This window comes from Allobosea sp. LjRoot237 (assembly GCF_964253285.1).
Classification (GTDB): domain Bacteria; phylum Pseudomonadota; class Alphaproteobacteria; order Rhizobiales; family Beijerinckiaceae; genus Allobosea.
Genome location: NZ_CAXUQP020000001.1, coordinates 5,506,187 through 5,521,790, shown reverse-complemented (window position 1 = coordinate 5,521,790; position 15,604 = coordinate 5,506,187). Strand labels below are relative to the sequence as shown.

Here is a 15,604-nt window from a genome sequence, read left to right as displayed (position 1 = left end):
CCTCCCGGAGCGGATGGAATGAGGTCGGCGATCGTCACGGCACGCAATCCTGGCAAAGCGGCGGACGGCCGTAGAGGACAAAGCTGTGGCTAATCGGCATCACAAGGAAATCTTAGCCCTTTGAACGATTGAATGAGAACAAATACCACTTAGGCTGCGTTCTCTGTTGCGGTGCATCGTGAATGCGGCACTGCGAAAGAGCGAAAGGGCCACCATGTCGTTCGCCTATCACGCCTATGAAGCGGTTCATATGATGGTCAGCCCGGCGCGGGCTTTGTCCGACGCCATGCAGCTCGCCTTCAAGAACCCGGCGAACCCGCTGACCTATACCCCGCTCGGCCGCTCGATCGCCGCCTCCTGCGAATTGTTCGAACGCAGCACCCGCCGCTATGGCAAGCCGGCCTTCGGCCTCGACGAGACGACGATGAACGGCGTCAAGGTCGCGGTCGAGGAGCGCGTCGTCTGGCAGCGGCCTTTCTGCAATTTGATCTATTTCGACCGTCAGATCGACGGCCGGCGCAAGCCGCAGCCCAAGGTGCTGCTGGTCGCGCCGATGTCGGGCCACTACGCCACGCTGCTGCGCGGCACGGTCGAGACCTTGCTGCCCGACCATGAGATCTACATCACCGACTGGATCGATGCCCGCCTCGTGCCACTCGCGGCTGGGAGCTTCGATCTCGACGACTATATCGACTACGTCATCGCCATGCTGCAGAAGCTCGGCCCCGACACCCATGTCATGGCCGTTTGCCAGCCGTCCGTGCCGGTGCTTGCCGCGATTGCGCGCATGGAGGCCGAGGGCGATCCCTCGTCGCCGCGCTCGATGACGCTGATGGGCGGGCCGATCGACACCCGCCGCTCGCCGACCGCGGTCAACCAGCTCGCCATGGAACGCGGCACCGACTGGTTCCGCCGCAACTGCATCACCCGCGTGCCCTTCCCGCATCTCGGCGCCTTCCGCGAGGTCTATCCCGGCTTCCTGCAGCTCTCCGGCTTCATGGCGATGAACTTCGACCGCCATCTCACCGCGCATTACGACATGTACAAGCACCTCATCGAAGGTGACGGTGATTCGGCCGAGAAGCACCGCGACTTCTATGACGAGTACATGGCGGTGATGGACCTGACCGCCGAATTCTACCTGCAGACGGTCGACATCGTCTTCGTCAAGCACGCCTTGCCGAAGGGCGAGATGATGCATCGCGGCAAGCCGGTCGACCTCAAGGCGATCCGCAGCGTCGCGCTGATGACGGTCGAGGGCGAGAATGACGACATCTCCGGCGTCGGCCAGACCAAGGCGGCGCATGATCTGTGCGTCAACATCCCCCAGGACATGCGGGTCGAGTATCTGCAGAAGGGCGTCGGCCATTACGGCGTCTTCAACGGCTCGCGCTTCCGTTCCGAGATCGCCCCGCGCATCTCCGACTTCATGCTGACCCTCGACATGAAGGCGGCCAAGGAACGTCGCAACGGGACCGCGGAGACGGCGCGCAAGGCGCTGAAGGTCGCGAGCTGAACGAGGCGGCTATTGCCCGGGCCGTTTAGGCAGGCGCTTCGCCTCGGCGGCGAGCTCGGCGAGCTGCGCGTCGGCCTCGTGCCGGCGTTCTAGCTTCCTTCGGCGGTCGAATTCGAGGTACTGCGTTTCGGCGCGCGTCTTCGCCTGGTCCGCGCTGACCGAGCCGCCGCCGCGGAGCACCGCGCGCCCGAGCTGCTGCAATTGCCGGTCCAGAAGCTGGCGTGCATCCTCCATCATGACGAGCCTGCCGATGTCGAGCTGGTCCTCGAAGATGTCGAGCAGGATCGAAGTCAGACGGTTCAATTCCTTGATTTCGGCATCGGCGAGATAGTTCTTCGAGGTCGCGACATCATGCTTGCGGATATTGTCCGCCGGCCATGTCTTCAGGCCCATATTCGGCGCTTCGCTATTGGCGCGTTCCACCACGATTTCGGCCGGGGTATGCGACGTCACCGCGTAGACGAGCTTGGCCTGGACGCGCTGATAGAAGGTCCGGGCGACTTCGCTTGATCCGTCGTAGTCTTGGCAGAGCGAGCAAATCCGTCGCAGCTCGGCATAGAGATTCGCCTCCTCGGAACGCAGGTCGCGGATGATCTCGCGTAGTTCCGCAATGCGGTCGAAACTGCCGGGCTCCTTCAGTCGCCGGGTGTCGACGACGAAGCCCTTCTTGGCGAACTGGACCAGGATGCCGGTTGCCCAGCGGCGGAACAGGGTCGCCTGCGCGGAAGAGACGCGATAGCCGACCGAGATCACCATATCGAGGCTGTAGAGGGTGGCAGGACGGCCGGTACTTGTTTGCGTTTTTTGCAAAGAAGTGGATTCGTCGAGCTCGCCTTCCTCATAAATGTTGGCGATATGCCGAGAGATGGTCGAGACATCGCGCGCAAACAGTTGCCCAATCTGCGCCTGGGTCATCCAGAGCGTTTCGCCTTCATAGCGGATATCGATCCGCAGGCCTTTCTCTGTTCCATAGACGAGGAGCAGATCGCCGGTCTCGGCATCTTCTTCCAGCCTAACCGGTTCGGCCTGATCCTGAGTCATGTGTGCCTTTGATTCCGGGTGAGAACAAAGAGAATACACGATGTCCGCAAGAGGCAAGCGAAACAGCGCGGCGGCGCGCAATCGAGGCTGCGGTCCTCAGCCGTGAGCGGCGTTGCCCACCCTCTTCCGCTTCCGCTGCGAATCCCGCACAATCGTCGGGATGCGGTTCTCCCTGTTCAGGCGCAAGCCCGATCCCGACCGGATCGAGGTCGCTTATGCCGGCCTGCTCTATCCGGTCACCGTCAGGCGGCGCTCGACGGCGCGGCGGCTGACGCTGCGCGTCTCGCAGGCAACCGGCGAGATCACGCTGACCCTGCCTGAGCGCGTCGATTTCACGACCGGCCGCATCTTTGCCGAAAAACATGGCGGCTGGATCGCGGCGCGTCTCGCCAAGCGGCCGCAGGGCGTACCGTTCGAGCCCGGCGCTGTCGTGCCGCTGCGGGGTGTGCCCCACCGCATCGTGCACTGGACCAAGGTGCGCGGGCTGACTCGCGCCACCCTCTCGGCCGAGGGCGAGCCGATTATCGCGGTTTGCGGCGAGGCCGGCCATGTCGCGCGCCGGGTCAAGGACTTCCTGCGCCGCGAAGCGCTCGCTGACCTCGAGAAGGCGGTGCGCGCCCATACCGCCGTGCTCGGCATCCCCGCCCGCAAGCTCACATTGCGCGACACCACCAGCCGTTGGGGCTCATGCTCCTCGAGAGGACATCTGAGCTTCTCCTGGCGGCTGATTCTCGCGCCCGCGCCGGTGCTCGACTATCTCGCTGCCCATGAAGTCGCCCATCTCAAGGAGATGAACCACTCGCACCGCTTCTGGGCGCTGACCCACAAGCTCTGCCCGGGCACAGATCAGGCGGAGGCCTGGCTCAAGCGCCACGGTGCGAGCCTGCACGGCTACGGCTGATCGCCCGCTCTCATTGCGCCTGGCAAGAAGCCGCGTTCTTGGGCGTTGACGTCCCTGCGAAGACCACAAGGCTCGCCGCGGCGAGCAGCCACACGCCGATCCCACCATAGAGCATGACCAGCCCGAAGCCGTCGGCGAGCGCCTGCCGCGCAAGCGTTATCGACAGGCCGGTCTCGGGAGAGATCGGCGCACCGGCGGCCAGCTTCTCCGCCAGGCCGCGCAAGGTCGTGGCATCGGTGCCGGCTGCCAGCTTGGTCGCGAGCGACGCACGCACGCCTTCGACGAGGATGAAGCCCATCAGCGCGATATTGATGGTGAGCGAGATCATCCGGGCGCTGAGATCGATGCCCGAGGCCATGCCGGCGCGCTCGGCCGGTACGGCAGCGGTCGAGGTGTTGGTGACCGGCGTGTTGGCGAGGCCGATGCCGATGCCGGAAAGCAGGCAGCCCGGTAGCATCGTCAGCCAGCTCGGTGCGGCGACGGTGGAGCCGAGCTTCATCGCCATGAAGCCGAGCCCGATGGTGAAGAGCCCGGCCGGGATGACGATGCCCGGCCGGTAGCGTCGCGCCAGCTGCTCGGCCAGCGGCGGCACGGCCAAGGTGGGCAGCGTATAGGCGAGCAGCACCAGCCCCGCGGTGAGGCCGTCATAGCCGAGCCCGGCCTCGAACCAGATCGGCAAATAGATCATGAACGGCCAATAGCTGACGTTCATCGCCGCGGCGCCGATGATGGCGCCGGAAAAGGCGCGGATCTTGAAGACCGAGACATCGATCATTGGCCGGCTGACCGTCCGTTCGATGAGGAGGAAGGCGACGAAGCTCGCGGCGGCGATGGCGAGCACGGTCAGAGCTTGCGGGCTGGTGAAACCAAGGTCGGGGCCCTGCGTGATGAAATAGGCGAGGCAGAACACCGAAAACGATAGCGTGGTGATGCCGCCGATATCGAGCCGTTCCGCTGCGGGGTCGCGTGATTCCGATATGGCAGCCAGAGCCAGAAGCGCCGTCCCGACAGCAATAGGCGCGTGGACGAGGAAGACCCATTGCCAGCCCGAGAGTGCGACGATGGCACTGCCGATGATCGGCCCGAAGCCGAGGCCGATGCCGAAGACGACGCCCCAGATGCCGAACGCCATCGCCCGTTCGGCTGGCTCGCGGAACTGCTGCGACAGGAGGGCGACGCTGCAGATGAGACCGGCCCCGCCGCTCAGGCCCTGAAATATGCGGGCGACGATCAGGACCGGGGCGTTGGCCGCCAGGCCGCAGACCAACGACGCGACGGCAAAGGCCATGACCACGATCAGGAAGACGCGTTTGCGCCCATAGCGATCGGCCAGCGTGCCGGCCGCCATCAGCACGCCCGTCACCGCGATGGTATAGGCGTTCATGATCCACTGCATGTCCTTGAAACTGGCCGGTAAAGCCCTTTCGAGCGTCGGCAGGATCGCCGGCACGCTGGAAATCTCGAGGCCGAACATCAGCGCCATCAGGCAGGCGGCGATGAGGGCCGGCATGCCGCGCGTGCGCGACGCCGGCAGCGTTTGGGTGGCGTCCATCGTGTCGGATCTTTCCTGTCGGCGGGCGCGCGAGCGGCCCTGCGGCGAGTCGCGGGCAAGCTAGCGGGCACTGGGCAATAACAGAACAGAATGCCTTGCTATTTCAGTGATGATGAATTGATATGGCTGGTACCATGACACTCGACGTCGATGCCGTCAGAGCTTTCGTTACGATTGCGGAGCTGCGCAGCTTCACCCGCGCCGCGACGGCTCTGGATTGCCACCAGGCTGCCGTCAGCCTCAGGCTGAAGCGGCTGGAAGAGCGTCTCGGCCATCGCTTGATCGAACGCACGCCGCGGCTTGTGCGCCTGTCCGCGCAGGGCGCGATGTTCCTAGACGAAGCCCGCGCCTTCCTTGCCGCGCACGACCGAGCGCTCTCGGCGCTGTGCAATGCGCGCCGCCGTTTTGGTCTCGGCATCGCCGCGCATGTCTTCGGGCCGGAAGTGCCGACGCTGCTCGCGAGGCTCAACGCGCACGACCCCGGACTGATGATCGAGGTGCAGCTGGGTCATTCCCGTCCCTTGCTCGAGGCTTTCGACAAGGGCGAGCTCGATGCGGCCATCGTCCGCCGCGACGATGATCGTCGGCCGGCCGAGGTTCTGGCGCCGGAGTCGTTCGGCTGGTTCGCGGCGCCGGATTTCGAGTACCGTCAGGGCGAGCCGCTGCGGCTTGCGACGCTCTCGGTCTCCTGCGGCGTGCGCGACATCGCCACCAAGGCGCTCGATTCTGTCGGCATCCCCTGGGTCGAGGTCTTCATCGGCGGCGGTTCGATCGCGGTCGACGCGGCCGTCGCTGCCGGCCTTGCAGTCTCGGCCTTCTCCTGCCGGCTCGCCCCCGCCGGCACGGTCGAGGTCAGCCGCCGTTTCGGCCTGCCGGATTTGCCGACATCGGAGATCGTCATGGTCTCGACCCTCACCGACGCCAGATCGCGCGCGGCCCTGCGCACGCTCGCCGCGGCGTTCCGCGAGCATCGACCGATTGTGTGCTGAAGCTCTGAGCCTCAGTTCCGTGCGCTCGGCACGCCCTCGCGGATGACGCGGGAGAAGTCCGGGCTGTCGGGCACAAGGCCACGGGCCTTCTCGCCGATCCGGCCGAGTCGGACCAACTCGTCGAGCGGCAGGTCCTGGCGTACCGCGCCGATATCCCTGAGATAGCCGGTCAGGTAGCCGGAGAGCAGCACCCGCGGATCGAGCGGCAGCGAGAACTTCCAGCCGGGCGCGACCTGGCCGACGAGGTGATAGACCACGGTGGTGCAGTTGGTGGTCAGCGTGTTGTACCAGCGCGGCTTCTGCGCCAGCTCGTTGATATCCTTGGCATAGGCGAGCAGCAGGTCGCGCGCCTGCGAGGGCGAGGCGTTGAGCCGGAACAGGCGGGTGTCCTCGCCGCGCGCCTGGGTCCTGAGGCCGATCAGGTCGCGCTCGTCGGCGGCGACATAGGCCATTTCGTAACTGCGGAAGAAGCCGGCCAGTGCCGACCATTCCTCGCCCTGCTCGCGCCGGACCTCGATCGAGATGGTCAGGGGTTGGCTGTCGGCGAAGGTGAAGCTCACCAGGAGATGCGCGATCGCCTCGCCCGACCAATAGGACAGGAAGAGATCGGCGCCCTGGATGCGCGCGAGGTCATAGCTGCGGGTTTCCCAACGCTGGTCGTAATCGCTTTCCGTGCGCCAGGTGAAATGACGCAGATTGCTCACGGTCAGGCTGTTATCGGCGACGCTCATCTGCGGCAGGCGCGCCAACTCAGGGATCCAGTTGCGCTCATGCGAGGGCTTGAGGCTGCCCCACCAGCCGAGCAGACCGATGAAGAGGACGGCGAACGCCAGCGGCAGCCGTGGCGCGCCGGTCCAGAGGCCGATGGCACCGGCGAGTCCGGCCAAGCCAAAGCCGACCGCGGCGGCCGTGCCGGTCGCTCCCGGCAGGCGGAAGGCGAGCAGCCCGGCGCCCCAGCTGGCTGCGCCGAGAATGATGAGGGTCAGGAGAAGCTGGAGCAAAACGATCAGGAGGCGGCGCATCGCCGCCTCCCATAGCACGCTTTTGCGCCGATTGCGCTCAAGCCGCGAGCGAGCTCGTCGGCGCCGCCGCCTTCACGGCGTCGTCGACATGGGGCTCGAACTTCGCGAAGTTCTCCGCGAACATGCCGATGAGCTTCTTCGCGGTCTCGGCGAAGGCGGCTTTGTCCTGCCAGGTCTTCACGGGATAGAGGATATGCGGCTCGACGCCGGGCACCGAGGTCGGCACCGCAAAGCCGAAATAGGGGTCGCGGCGGAAATCGGCGCGATTAAGCGAGCCGTCGAGTGCCGCAGTCAGGAGCCGCCGTGTCACGCGAATCGGCATCCGTCGTCCGGTGCCGTAGCCGCCGCCGGTCCAGCCGGTGTTCACCAGCCAGCAGTCGACATGGTGCTTGGCGATGAAGTCGCGCAGCAGGTTGGCGTATTCCGACGGATGGCGCGGCAGGAAGGGCGAGCCGAAGCAGGTCGAGAATTCCGGCTGGACGCCGACAAGCCCGCGCTCGGTGCCGGCAACCTTGGCGGTATAGCCGGAGAGGAAATGGTACATCGCCTCGGCCGGGGTCAGCTTGGCGATCGGCGGCATCACGCCGAAGGCGTCGGCGGTCAGCATCACGATGTTCTTCGGCGTGCCGGCGCGGCCCGAGCGCGAGGCGTTCGGGATGGCGTCGAGCGGATAGGCCGAGCGGGTGTTCTCGGTCTTGCTCTCATCGTCGAAATCGACCTCGCGCGAGATCGGATCCATGACGATGTTCTCGAGCACGGTGCCGAAGCGCTGCGAGGCCGCGAAGATCTGCGGCTCGGCCTCGGCCGAGAGTCGGATCGTCTTGGCGTAGCAGCCGCCCTCGAAGTTGAAGATGCCGTCCTTCGACCAGCCATGCTCGTCGTCGCCGATCAGGGTGCGGTCGGGATCGGCCGAGAGCGTCGTCTTGCCGGTGCCGGAGAGACCGAAGAAGACCGCCGGGTCGTCCTTGGATCCGACATTGGCCGAGCAGTGCATCGGCACGACGCCCTTGGCCGGCAGCGTGTAGTTCAGATAGGTGAAGACTGATTTCTTCATCTCGCCGGCATAGGCGGAGCCGCCGATCAGCACGATCTTGCGAGAGAAGTCGATTGCGACCACCGTTTCGCTGCGGCAGCCATGGCGTTTCGGATCGGCCTTGAAGCTCGGCAGGTCGACGATCGTCAGTTCGGGAACATAACCCGCGATCTCGCCGGCTTCGGGCCGGATCAGGAGATTGCGGATGAACAGCGAATGCCAGGCGAGTTCGGTGAAGACCCGTGCCTTCACCCTGTGGGCCGGATCGGCACCGCCATAGAGGTCCTGCGCGAACAGTTCCTTGCCCTCGGCGTGCTTGATGAAGTCGCCGAGCAGGGTCTCGAACTGCTCCGATGAGATCGCGCCGTTGTTCTCCCACCAGACGGTCTTTTCGGTCAGCGCATCCTTGACGACGAACTTGTCCTTGGGCGAGCGGCCGGTATGGGTGCCGGTATCGGCGCAGAGCGCCCCGCCGCGAGCGAGCTGCGATTCGCCGCGGGCGAGCGACTGCTCGTAGAGCGGGGCGGCCGCGAGATTCCAATAGACCGCCTTGAGCCCGCGGAAGCCGAAGCTGTCGGCGCCGCTGTTCGGGTTGACGTGACCGATGGTCTCCACTGGCAATTCCTCCTGCCGAGAAGCCGCCGCCTGACGATGCCGGCGCCGTGGTTGGTAGTGGGGCGAACCCCACTATGGGCCCGATGGGCCGGTGAAGTGGAGGGCTCTTTAGGCGGATGACGACGCCGGCTCAAGTCATGACGTTAACCTGCCAATGACGATCGCCGATCTAAATCGTTTAAAAATTCAGCTGTGGTGAATGACGACACTCACGCGGCACTGCGGGCCTTTCCGGCAAGCGCGACCAGGGTGTTGCGAAGCGCATCGGGTGTCGTCACCGGCTCGTCGAAGGCAAGGCGCAGCGCCTTGTCGCCGAGCATCAGATCGGCGCCATCAGGGTCGAGCCCGGACAGGCGCCATGCGCCATCCTCGCCACCGAGCAGGTTCGTCGCATAGAGCCGGATGGCGTCGGCATGGTCCTCGTTCATGTGCTCGACCGCGCCTTCCTCGTCCTCGATGAGGGCCCCAGCCTGCGAGCAGTCGCTGAGCACGTCGCCTGCCTCGAGCTCATAAGCGCGACCGAAGCCGCCATTCAGGCTGGCGCGCTCGAGCTTGAGCGCAAAGAAGGAGAAGTCGGGGAAATCGACATAAAGCGAGGCTTTCGGCTGGCGCGCCAGAAAGCGGCGGCGCACGCGCTGGCCGAACTCGCTCTCGCGGTCGATCGTCTCGGCCGTGGCGATGAGCGTGATCCGGGCATGGGCGAGCGGATCGCCCTTGCCGCCGGGCGCGATCAGGAGCGAGCAGCGTGGATCGGCGATGAGATTGCCCGTGTGTCCCGACAGCGACGAGACCAGGATCAGCGGCGTCCCGTCGATATCGGTGGCGAGGCTGGTCAGGCTGGCGAAGGGGTGGCCGTCCGGCGTCAGCGTCGCCAGGGATCCTGAGCGCGCGCTGCGCAGCAGCCCTCGTGCAAGTCCACGCGCGCTGGCATCGGTCGGCCTGATCGGATCGCTCGCCATGGCACTTTTCGTTGTCTTAAGGGTTTTCGAAGGCGAGACGTAGCGAAACCGCCTTGGCTTGGCTAGATTGCAGCCATGCTTTGGCCGCTCTCGCGCGAGAGTGGACCCTTTGATTGCAACGCCAGAACACAAAGAGCTGGAAAAGCTTATGCCAACCATTGCGCTGGTCGACGACGACCGCAACATCCTGACCTCGGTTTCGATCGCATTGGAAGCCGAGGGCTATCGCATCCAGACTTATACGGATGGCGCCTCGGCCCTCGACGGGCTGAAGCAGAATCCGCCCGATCTCGCCATCTTCGACATCAAGATGCCGCGCATGGACGGGATGGAGCTGTTGCGCCGCCTGCGCCAGAAATCCGACCTGCCGGTGATCTTCCTGACCTCCAAGGACGAAGAGATCGACGAGCTCTTCGGCCTGAAGATGGGCGCCGACGACTTCATCCGGAAGCCGTTCTCGCAGCGCTTGCTGGTCGAGCGCGTCAAGGCGATCCTGCGCCGCGCCGGCGGCAAGGAGGCGGGCGCGCCTGCCCGCACCGAGGACGCCAAGGCGCTGGAACGCGGCTTGCTGCGCATGGATCCCGAGCGTCACACCTGCACCTGGAAGGGCGAGCCGGTGACGCTGACCGTGACCGAATTCCTGATCCTGCAGTCGCTGGCGCAGCGGCCGGGGGTGGTCAAGAGCCGCAACGCGCTGATGGACGCGGCTTATGACGACGAGGTCTATGTCGACGATCGTACCATCGACAGCCACATCAAGCGCCTGCGCAAGAAGTTCAACCAGGTCGATGTCGAGTTCGACATGATCGAGACGCTCTATGGCGTCGGCTACCGCTTCAAGGAAGGCTGAGAGCGCTCCGGCGCGGCCCAAGACCGCGTTTGCGCGGGCGCCGGGACAGGGTATGAGCCGTTCATGGCTACGATCGAACAGGAAGGGGCTCGCGCCGGCGGGCCGCGGACGGGGCTGACGTTGCGCCGCCGCGCCGCGCTGTTCAGTCGCCGTGTCTGGCGCGCCATCTCCGGGCGGGCCGCCTCGAGCCTGACCCGGCGCATCGTCGTCCTCAATCTCGCCGGCCTCGTCGCCCTCCTCGTCGGATTCCTCTACCTCAACCAGTTCCGCGAGGGCCTGATCGAGGCGCGCGTGCAGAGCCTGCTGACGCAGGGCGAGATCATCGCCGGGGCCATTGCCGCCTCCGCCACGGTCGAGACCGACACGATCGCGATCGATCCGGATAAGCTCCTGCAGATGCAGGCCGGCGAGAGTGGCGCCATCGCCGAGGACCCGCTGGATTTCTCGATCAATCCGGAAAAGGTCGCCCCGCTTCTGCGCCGTCTGGTGACGCCGACCAAGACGCGCGCCCGCATCTACGACAAGGACGGGATGCTGACGCTCGATTCGCGTAACCTCTATTCGCGCGGCGACATCTTGCGCCTCGATCTGCCGCGCATTGGCGAGAGCGACGAGCCGCCGCTGCTCGAGCGCACCTGGAACATGTTCCGCAACCGGCTCGGCCGCGCCGACGTGCCGGCCTATGACGATTTCGCCAACGCCAACGGCAGATCCTACACCGAGGTCGCCCGCGCCCTTGCCGGCTCGCCGGCGAGCGTGGTGCGGGTCAATACGCGCGGCGAGACGATCGTTTCGGTCGCCGTGCCGGTGCAGCGCTTCCGGGCGGTGCGTGGCGCGCTGCTGCTGTCGACGCAAGGCGGCGACATCGACACCGTCATCGCCTCCGAGCGCTATGCCATCTTCCAGGTCTTCGTGGTCGCGGCCGGGGTGATGATCGTGCTTTCGGTCCTGCTCGCCGGCACCATCGCCGAACCGATCCGCAAGCTCGCCGATGCAGCCCAGCGCGTCCGCCGCGGCGTCAAGTCGCGCGAGGAGGTCCCGGATTTCTCGAGCCGCCATGACGAGATCGGCCATCTCTCCGGCTCGTTCCGCGAAATGACCCAGGCGCTCTATAACCGGATGGAGGCGATCGAGCGCTTCGCCGCCGATGTCGCCCACGAGCTCAAGAATCCGCTGACTTCGCTGCGCAGTGCCGTCGAGACCTTGCCGTTGGCGAAGAACGACGACTCGCGCAGCCGCCTGCTCGCGGTGATCCGTCATGACGTGAAGCGGCTCGACCGGCTGATCTCCGACATCTCGGACGCATCTCGCCTCGATGCCGAGCTCGCCCGCGACGATGCCGCCCCGCTCGACGTCGCCCAGCTGATCGAAGCAGTCGTCTCGGTCCAGAACCAGATCAGTCGGGAGGACCAGCCGGTCGTCGAACTCTCGATCGACCGGCGCGGCCCGCGTCCGGGCAGCGACCCTTTCCGGGTGCTTGGCCACGATTCCCGCCTCGGACAGGTCTTCGTCAACCTGATCGAGAATGCCCGCTCCTTCTCGCCAGTCGACAAGCCGGTCAGGGTCAGGCTGTCGCGCGTCGCCGGCGACGTGTTGATCACGATCGAGGATGACGGCCCGGGCATTCCGCCGCATGCGCTGGAACGGATTTTCGAGCGCTTCTACACCGACCGGCCGGAAAGCGGCTTCGGCCAGAATTCCGGGCTCGGCCTCTCGATCTCGCGCCAGATCGTCGAAGCCCATCGCGGCTCGATCCGGGCCGAGAACCGCTATGCCTCCGAACAGTCCGAGGGCGAGGACAAGCGGCTCGGCGCGCGTTTCGTCGTGCGGCTGCCGGCGGCGGCGCAGCCCGTATGAGCGCCGCTTCTCCGCTTCGCCTGCATGCCGGCGCCGTCGTCGTCGGCGAGGCCGGTGTCCTGATCCGCGGCCCATCCGGCACCGGCAAGTCGAGTCTGGCCCTGACGCTGATCGGCTTGGCGCAGTCGCAGGGCCGGTTCGCCCGGTTGGTCGCCGATGATCGCACCGAAATCACCGTCCGCGCTGGCCGTGTCATCGCCGGGCCGGTATCGCCACTCGAGGGGCTGGTCGAGCGGCGCGGCCTTGGCCTGACCCCGGAACCGTATCTCGCCGGTGCGGTGATCCGTCTTGTGATCGATTGTGGCGCTGAGCCCGAGCGCATGCCGGAACCGGAGGCGCTGGTCGAGACCATCGCCGGCGTCACCCTGCCGCGGCTTTGCCTGCTTCCCAGGGCTGGCGACGAACGTCTAGTGCTTGCGGCGCTTGCGCTCTTTGCCGGAGCGAGGTGAATTGGTTTCGAGGAGTTCGAGACAAGCCTTGCCTATATTTCGCACCTGCCGCATAAACCGCGACCTTGTCCGGGCGCCGTTGGCGCTCTCCGGTGGTACTGAATGATCGGACTCGTGCTTGTCACGCATGGGCACTTGGCGACGGAATTCCGCGCCGCGCTCGAACATGTCGTCGGCCCTCAGGCCAACCTTGCCACCATCGCCATCGCCCCCGATGACGATATGGAGGGCCGCCGACGCGACATCATCGCGGCGGTGGAGCAGGTCGAGAACGGCAAGGGCGTCATCGTCCTGACCGACATGTTCGGCGGCACGCCCTCCAACCTCGCCATCTCGGTGATGGAACCGGGCCGGATCGACGTCGTCGCCGGCGTCAACCTGCCGATGCTGATCAAGCTCGCCAGCGTGCGCGAGGAAAAGACCCTCGACGAAGCTGTCAGCAGCGCGCAGGATGCCGGCCGCAAGTACATCACGGTCGCCAGCCGCGTACTGGCGGGCAAATGAGGCCCGGCGTGCAGGACATGCGCGAAGAAGACATTCGCGACGGGGATTGCGACTGCTCCGAGGTCGAGATTCCGGCCGGTGCCGTCTATGGCGAGTTCCAGATCATCAACAAGAAGGGCCTGCACGCCCGCGCCACGGCAAAGTTCGTGCAGTGTGCCAGCCAGTTTGACGCCGATATCACTGTCAGCCGCTGTGGCGAGACGGTCGGCGCCACCTCGATCATGGGTATCCTGACGCTGGGGGCCGGCATCGGCTCGACCATCACCGTGGTCGCCAAGGGCGCCGACGCCAAGGACGCGCTCCAGGCGCTGGGGACGCTCGTCGCTGACAGGTTCGGTGAGGGGGAGTAGGCCTCTCGTGTGGCCGGTCGCTCAGGCGTTGCTGGTTTACGCCAAGGGAATTGCCGTCGTTCTCGCGCTAATTTGGTTCTTCTTCGCGCTTCTGACGGGCCGCCTCTCACTGTGCGCTATGCGGAATCGGAGTTGGTGGCCGTAGCGCGTTCTGCCGCGCGGCCTATGCCCTGCTTTCCGCTCCCTGCAGGGCGCACATAAAGACATCTTTATATCTTTGATTGCCTTCTGGCGGGCGCCCTGCTAGAGAGCCGCCGTCATTCAAAGCACGATCGATTGGAGCGCCCCGTGTCGAAGCAGGATTACGTCGTCAAGGACATCAGCCTCGCGGATTACGGCCGCAAGGAAATCAACATGGCCCAGGACGAGATGCCGGGCCTGATGGCGATCCGCGCCGAGCACAAGGGCAAGAACCCGCTGAAGGGCGCCCGCATCGCCGGCTGCCTGCACATGACCATCCAGACGGCCGTGCTGATCGAGACGCTGACCGAGCTCGGCGCCGATGTGCGCTGGTCGTCGTGCAACATCTTCTCGACCCAGGATCACGCCGCCGCCGCGATCGCCGCTTCCGGCGTGCCGGTCTTCGCCATCAAGGGCGAGACGCTGGAGGAGTACTGGGAATACGTCCTGCGCACCGCGACCTGGGGTGATGGCGGCACGCCGAACATGATCCTCGACGATGGCGGCGACCTGACCATGCTGGTCATCCTCGGCGCCGAAGCCGAGGCCGGCAACGCCGCCTTCCTCGACAAGCCGGGCAATGAGGAAGAGACGATCTTCTTCAAGCTGATCAAGCGCGAGCTCAAGGCCAATCCGGGCTGGTTCACCAAGACCCGCGCCGCGATCAAGGGCGTCTCCGAGGAGACCACCACCGGCGTGCATCGCCTCTACGACCTCGCCAAGGCTGGCCGCCTGCCCTTCCCGGCGATCAACGTCAACGACTCCGTCACCAAGTCGAAGTTCGACAACCTCTATGGCTGCCGTGAATCGCTGGTCGACGCCATCCGCCGCGGCACCGACGTGATGATGTCGGGCAAGGTCGCGCTCGTCGCCGGCTATGGCGACGTCGGCAAGGGCTCGGCCGCCTCGCTGCGCCAGGCCGGTTGCCGCGTCATGGTCACCGAGATCGACCCGATCTGCGCGCTGCAGGCGGCGATGGAGGGCTATGAGGTCGTCACCATGGAGGACGCCGCTCCGCGCGCCGACATCTTCGTGACCGCCACCGGCAACCTCGACGTCATCACCGTCGACCACATGCGCGCGATGAAGCACCGCGCCATCGTCTGCAACATCGGCCATTTCGACTCGGAGATTCAGGTCGCCGGCTTGAAGAACTTCAAGTGGGATAACGTCAAGCCGCAGGTCGACGAGGTCGAGTTCCCTGACGGCAAGCGCATCATCCTGCTTTCGGAAGGCCGCCTGGTGAATCTCGGCAACGCCACCGGCCATCCGTCCTTCGTGATGTCCTGCTCGTTCTCGAACCAGACGCTGGCCCAGGTCGAGCTCTGGAACCACCACGCCAAATACGAGAACAAGGTCTACACGCTGCCGAAGCATCTCGACGAGAAGGTCGCGGCACTGCATCTCGCCAAGGTCGGCGCCAAGCTGACCGTGCTGAACGACGCGCAGGCGAAATATCTTGGCCTCGCGCCGACCGGTCCGTTCAAGCCGGAACTCTACCGCTACTGAGCCACGTTCCGCTCGGCCGCAGACGGCCGGGCGACGCCATACCGCGTGGAACCTGCCCCCAGGCGGCGGCTGCAATGATGAGAAAGCCCGGCCCTCGTGCCGGGCTTTGTCGTATTCGAAGCACAACCGGGCGCCTCCGCTACTACTAATAGACGTTCGCTCTTTTCCGGCATCAACTTGTTGTTTGTCGCCAGAACACACCTGGCTCAGCCGTCGCCATTCGGCCTTTACTATCGATTAAGTACTTCCTGACGGAGTCCTGCGGTGATTACAGTGG

Annotated in this window: 14 protein-coding genes; 9 read left to right on the top strand and 5 right to left on the bottom strand. The window is 65.5% G+C overall.

The annotated features are described in order from the left end of the window. Window positions 1–214 precede the first annotated feature (214 nt). On the top strand, window positions 215–1,516 hold the full coding sequence (locus ACSQ24_RS26760; RefSeq protein WP_436097630.1) for a polyhydroxyalkanoate depolymerase: 1,302 nt from the start codon (window positions 215–217) through the stop codon (window positions 1,514–1,516). A 9-nt stretch (window positions 1,517–1,525) separates the two neighbouring features. Here ACSQ24_RS26760 and rhuM read toward each other — a convergent pair whose 3' ends face one another. After that, the gene (gene rhuM, locus ACSQ24_RS26755; protein ID WP_436097629.1) at window positions 1,526–2,638 is read right to left on the bottom strand and encodes a RhuM family protein; all 1,113 of its coding nucleotides are present in this window, start codon (window positions 2,636–2,638) and stop codon (window positions 1,526–1,528) included. A gap of 79 nt (window positions 2,639–2,717) precedes the next feature. Here rhuM and ACSQ24_RS26750 point away from each other — a divergent pair, with 79 nt between their 5' ends. Continuing rightward, on the top strand, window positions 2,718–3,458 hold the full coding sequence (locus ACSQ24_RS26750) for a M48 family metallopeptidase (RefSeq protein ID WP_436097628.1): 741 nt from the start codon (window positions 2,718–2,720) through the stop codon (window positions 3,456–3,458). 10 nt (window positions 3,459–3,468) lie between these two features. Here the strand turns inward: ACSQ24_RS26750 and ACSQ24_RS26745 are convergent, their stop codons facing one another. Then, window positions 3,469–5,010 carry an MFS transporter gene (locus tag ACSQ24_RS26745; RefSeq protein WP_436097627.1) on the bottom strand — a complete coding sequence of 514 codons (1,542 nt, stop codon included), beginning with the start codon at window positions 5,008–5,010 and terminating at the stop codon, window positions 3,469–3,471. A 122-nt stretch (window positions 5,011–5,132) separates the two neighbouring features. On the opposite strand from ACSQ24_RS26745, the gene ACSQ24_RS26740 reads away from it, so the two are divergent. Further along, complete coding sequence (locus ACSQ24_RS26740; protein ID WP_436097626.1) at window positions 5,133–5,999, top strand: LysR family transcriptional regulator; 867 nt, start codon at window positions 5,133–5,135, stop codon at window positions 5,997–5,999. Between the two features lie 11 nt (window positions 6,000–6,010). Here ACSQ24_RS26740 and ACSQ24_RS26735 read toward each other — a convergent pair whose 3' ends face one another. The 3 genes from ACSQ24_RS26735 to ACSQ24_RS26725 form a co-directional block, all read right to left on the bottom strand. After that, window positions 6,011–7,021 (bottom strand): Lnb N-terminal periplasmic domain-containing protein, encoded by a 1,011-nt coding sequence (locus tag ACSQ24_RS26735; RefSeq protein WP_436097625.1) that lies wholly within the window; start codon window positions 7,019–7,021, stop codon window positions 6,011–6,013. 37 nt (window positions 7,022–7,058) lie between these two features. Further along, entirely contained in the window at window positions 7,059–8,669 is a 1,611-nt protein-coding gene (locus ACSQ24_RS26730) for a phosphoenolpyruvate carboxykinase (protein ID WP_436097624.1), read from the bottom strand. Window positions 8,670–8,878: 209 nt separating this feature from the next. Continuing rightward, the gene (locus ACSQ24_RS26725; RefSeq protein WP_436097623.1) at window positions 8,879–9,628 is read right to left on the bottom strand and encodes a HugZ family protein; all 750 of its coding nucleotides are present in this window, start codon (window positions 9,626–9,628) and stop codon (window positions 8,879–8,881) included. A gap of 148 nt (window positions 9,629–9,776) precedes the next feature. Here ACSQ24_RS26725 and ACSQ24_RS26720 point away from each other — a divergent pair, with 148 nt between their 5' ends. The 6 genes from ACSQ24_RS26720 (at window position 9,777) to ahcY (ending at window position 15,327) form a co-directional block, all read left to right on the top strand. After that, on the top strand, window positions 9,777–10,478 hold the full coding sequence (locus ACSQ24_RS26720; protein ID WP_436097622.1) for a response regulator: 702 nt from the start codon (window positions 9,777–9,779) through the stop codon (window positions 10,476–10,478). A 63-nt stretch (window positions 10,479–10,541) separates the two neighbouring features. After that, a complete protein-coding gene (locus tag ACSQ24_RS26715; RefSeq protein WP_436097621.1) occupies window positions 10,542–12,335 on the top strand; it encodes a stimulus-sensing domain-containing protein in 1,794 nt (597 codons plus the stop codon). Further along, on the top strand, window positions 12,332–12,784 hold the full coding sequence (locus ACSQ24_RS26710; protein WP_436097620.1) for an HPr kinase/phosphorylase: 453 nt from the start codon (window positions 12,332–12,334) through the stop codon (window positions 12,782–12,784). The genes ACSQ24_RS26715 and ACSQ24_RS26710 overlap by 4 nt, the downstream gene beginning before the upstream one ends. Before the next feature lie 102 nt (window positions 12,785–12,886). Beyond that, the gene (locus tag ACSQ24_RS26705; RefSeq protein ID WP_129160293.1) at window positions 12,887–13,288 is read left to right on the top strand and encodes a PTS sugar transporter subunit IIA; all 402 of its coding nucleotides are present in this window, start codon (window positions 12,887–12,889) and stop codon (window positions 13,286–13,288) included. 17 nt (window positions 13,289–13,305) lie between these two features. Next, window positions 13,306–13,638 carry an HPr family phosphocarrier protein gene (locus ACSQ24_RS26700; protein WP_436097619.1) on the top strand — a complete coding sequence of 111 codons (333 nt, stop codon included), beginning with the start codon at window positions 13,306–13,308 and terminating at the stop codon, window positions 13,636–13,638. A 288-nt stretch (window positions 13,639–13,926) separates the two neighbouring features. Next, complete coding sequence (gene ahcY, locus ACSQ24_RS26695) at window positions 13,927–15,327, top strand: adenosylhomocysteinase (protein ID WP_436097618.1); 1,401 nt, start codon at window positions 13,927–13,929, stop codon at window positions 15,325–15,327. Window positions 15,328–15,604 lie beyond the last annotated feature (277 nt).

Excerpts from the sequence above, each read along its gene's own strand:
- ACSQ24_RS26760 (WP_436097630.1), top strand. The coding sequence starts at position 215 with ATGTCGTTCGCCTATCACGCCTATGAAGCGGTTCATATGATGGTCAGC.
- ACSQ24_RS26705 (WP_129160293.1), top strand. The coding sequence starts at position 12,887 with ATGATCGGACTCGTGCTTGTCACGCATGGGCACTTGGCGACGGAATTC.
- ACSQ24_RS26745 (WP_436097627.1), bottom strand. The coding sequence starts at position 5,010 with ATGGACGCCACCCAAACGCTGCCGGCGTCGCGCACGCGCGGCATGCCG.
- ACSQ24_RS26720 (WP_436097622.1), top strand. The coding sequence starts at position 9,777 with ATGCCAACCATTGCGCTGGTCGACGACGACCGCAACATCCTGACCTCG.
- ACSQ24_RS26740 (WP_436097626.1), top strand. The coding sequence starts at position 5,133 with ATGGCTGGTACCATGACACTCGACGTCGATGCCGTCAGAGCTTTCGTT.
- ACSQ24_RS26750 (WP_436097628.1), top strand. The coding sequence starts at position 2,718 with ATGCGGTTCTCCCTGTTCAGGCGCAAGCCCGATCCCGACCGGATCGAG.
- ACSQ24_RS26715 (WP_436097621.1), top strand. The coding sequence starts at position 10,542 with ATGGCTACGATCGAACAGGAAGGGGCTCGCGCCGGCGGGCCGCGGACG.
- ACSQ24_RS26710 (WP_436097620.1), top strand. The coding sequence starts at position 12,332 with ATGAGCGCCGCTTCTCCGCTTCGCCTGCATGCCGGCGCCGTCGTCGTC.
- ACSQ24_RS26735 (WP_436097625.1), bottom strand. The coding sequence starts at position 7,021 with ATGCGCCGCCTCCTGATCGTTTTGCTCCAGCTTCTCCTGACCCTCATC.
- ACSQ24_RS26725 (WP_436097623.1), bottom strand. The coding sequence starts at position 9,628 with ATGGCGAGCGATCCGATCAGGCCGACCGATGCCAGCGCGCGTGGACTT.
- ACSQ24_RS26700 (WP_436097619.1), top strand. The coding sequence starts at position 13,306 with ATGCGCGAAGAAGACATTCGCGACGGGGATTGCGACTGCTCCGAGGTC.